2 protein-coding genes and 1 pseudogene are annotated in these 1,478 nt (G+C 55.6%); all 3 read right to left on the bottom strand.

The window, feature by feature from the left end:
* Window positions 1–168, bottom strand: a 168-nt coding sequence (locus CHB73_RS17370; RefSeq protein WP_179217112.1) for an RHS repeat domain-containing protein, incomplete at its 3' end; no start/stop codon positions are given.
* Window positions 169–384: 216 nt separating this feature from the next.
* Entirely contained in the window at window positions 385–972 is a 588-nt protein-coding gene (locus CHB73_RS16355; RefSeq protein ID WP_089275676.1) for a hypothetical protein, read from the bottom strand.
* A pseudogene (locus tag CHB73_RS16350) lies at window positions 969–1,478 on the bottom strand (hypothetical protein); the annotation flags it as partial. The gene CHB73_RS16355 and the pseudogene CHB73_RS16350, both read right to left, overlap by 4 nt.

The following is a 1,478-nucleotide window of genomic DNA, read 5'->3' as shown; positions in this document are numbered from 1 at the left end:
AAACAGCCCGCCCGCAAAGCCAAGAGGGAACCGCACAGGCCCCTGAAGCCCCCGAAGGGGGTTGCCGAAAGCATCGTACCGCATCGTCTGTACAACGTTTCCGTCCAGGTCGGCGAGGGCCAGCGGCGTGCCAAGGTGGTCGGGATGACAGGAGAAACGGCGCTTCACAAGCGGTTATGCCCGGCGAGACACGGTAGGGGCTCGGCGTGGCGCAGGAGACGCCTTCGCTTCTGATCTATACGTGGCAGCTTGCACAGGCAGTTGAAGCGGACAACTGTGCGGCAACAAGGCACGGACAAACGGGACGAACCGCAAGTCCGTGCCTTTCTGGATGGTCGCGTTGACGCCAAGAGACATCACAACGGTTCGGCAAGTGCCTCCCTCTTATTTTTGATGCTCCTGTTTGAACTTGAGGTATTCCGTCTGATGTGTGTGCAGGTGTTGCGCCATCAAACAGTCGGCGTCGCCGAGTTCGATGCTGTGCACATTGGCCATGCGCACGGTTTCTATACCAGTTCCCATGCCATAGGTGTTAAAGCTGGAAATCGCCAATTCATGAGAATCCACGGCATGCACAATACCGCCCACACTGTACTGCCCGCCAGTGAGGTTGACCTTGACGACCATATTGGCATCCTTGGCTTGGCGAAGCGTCGAGTACAGGATCGACCCATTGCGAACGGTCGGCAGGCTCAAAGCCAGCGGGGGAGAGGGCTTGTGCGCAATCAAATAGGACAGCCGCAACTCGAACTCCCCACCAATGTCCACAATAATGATGTCATCCAGGCGCATGGCGAACCAGCCGTCTGGCCGACCGTAGCGGCGATATATCTTGAGCCGGAACTCTCCATCCCGGATACAGTCCACAAAACCACAGTAAACGTCTTCATAGTCTTGCGGGTTGTAGTGGATGCTTACGATGTCGCCATTTTGCTTGGCCTTGCGCAAGGTGTTTTCAAATGGAGCTTTCATACGTTGTCCTCTGTGCGATTTGTATCACCTGTGTCCACAAACCCTCCTTTGTCCGGAGAACCCTCGACGCTTTGGTCTTTGTGCCGTTTGTTTTGATTGATGCGCCAGTCAGGGTGTTTATTTTTCTTTTCTCCGCTCTTGGCTTGTTGTTTTCTGGCTTGTCCTTTCTCATGTTTTTTACGATTCGATGGATTGCGGTTGGAAGTGTGCTCGGATTCATAGGTGTTCGGGTCACTGTCCGGTTCGACAGGACCACTCCATGCATCATCAAGCCCCTTCAAAACATTAAGCGTCCCTTTGGTGAACTCGTCGTTTTCTTGCGTCCCGGGAATGAACACTGGCGGTAGAGGAATACCGAATGGGCCGGGCAAAGCAATTGCGTTGAGCCCCCATACATCCACCCGGTTCACCGGGTCGTCGACGCAGTACCCGTACCAGTCCCTGTCGCCGCCCTTTGCGCCCAGTGGGTCCAGGGCGGTGAAGCGGCCCGTGTCCGCGTCATAGTC

It is taken from the genome of Humidesulfovibrio mexicanus (assembly GCF_900188225.1).
GTDB lineage: Bacteria > Desulfobacterota > Desulfovibrionia > Desulfovibrionales > Desulfovibrionaceae > Humidesulfovibrio > Humidesulfovibrio mexicanus.
Note: the sequence above shows the minus strand (reverse complement) of the source record. Positions and strands in the feature narration are given on the sequence as shown.

What these genes read in the sequence shown, in the direction of transcription:
- CHB73_RS16355 (WP_089275676.1), bottom strand. Translation starts at nt 972, where the DNA reads ATGAAAGCTCCATTTGAAAACACCTTGCGCAAGGCCAAGCAAAATGGC.